A 998-nucleotide genomic window follows, 5' to 3' on the forward strand; every position below is an offset into this window, starting at 1 on the left:
ACTAGTACTGCAACGGCAGTTATGTGAGTGGGTGGCCGCGTCGTCGGTAGTGGGATAGGCGGGCTTGGTGTTGTCGTCGGCGGCGCCGGTTCGACCATGCCCAGACGCGGTGGGTGCAGCGGATGGCGGGTAGGAGCAGGGCGATGGTGAGGCGTCGGATCTGCGGTAGCGTGAGTGCGATCATGTCTTGATCGCTGGCGGTGGTTCCCCTTTTGCGGCAACGGCTTTCGTCCCGGTGAGCCAGGCCAGGGCGAGCATGGACAGGGTGATGTGGGCATACCAGGCCCGCCAGCTGGGGACCTGGTAGTGGTCCAGCCCGGCTTCGTTGTTGGCCTGCTGGAACACTCTTCGATCCGCCACCGTGACCTCGCGATCCACGCCAGATCAGCGATCGTGGACCGGCGCGGCCCGTAGCAGACGTAGTAGGCGATCTCGGCGGGGTCGCTGAGGCTGCGCCGGGCCAGGAGCCAGTGCCCGCGGCCGGGTTGCCAGCCGATGCGGATCGGGACCTTCGCCCAGTCGTAGTCGCGGGGTCCGTGCGCGCCGGCACCGGCGCAGATCCGCTGCCAGGCTCGGGCCGGGAGCGCGGCGACGAGCTCCTCAGCGCGGGCCTGGCCGAAACCGGTAGTGATCAGGGTGTCGTTGCGGCGGGTGGCCAGGACGTGGGCGATGTCGTGTTGTTCGAGCCAAACCCGCAGGTATTCGACCTGTCCGTAGGCTTCGTCCGCGGTGAACCACCCAAACGGCATCTTCGCGGCCAGTGCCCGTTCCAGCATGGCCATCGCCAGCCGTGGCTTGGTCGCGAACCCGACGGATCGGTCGACAGTTTGAACCCGTCGACCAGATGTGGTTTCAGCTCGAACCGCCGCCAGATCCCCCCGATCGTCGATTTCGACAGCCCGGTCCGCTCGGCCATCGACGACCGGGACCAATACGTGGCGTCACGCGGTGTCTGTTCCAGGGTCAACGCCAGTACCTGTTCCACGCCGTCCAAAAGT

The 998-nt window shown here is 66.7% G+C and carries 1 pseudogene; it reads right to left on the bottom strand.

The features are described from left to right. Nucleotides 1-180: 180 nt before the first annotated feature. Nucleotides 181-812 (bottom strand): annotated as a pseudogene (locus ON21_RS40320) (IS701 family transposase); the annotation flags it as partial. Nucleotides 813-998: the final 186 nt, after the last annotated feature.

Origin of the sequence: Nocardia araoensis NBRC 100135 (assembly GCF_000308435.1) — a bacterium.
Lineage (GTDB): Bacteria > Actinomycetota > Actinomycetes > Mycobacteriales > Mycobacteriaceae > Nocardia > Nocardia araoensis.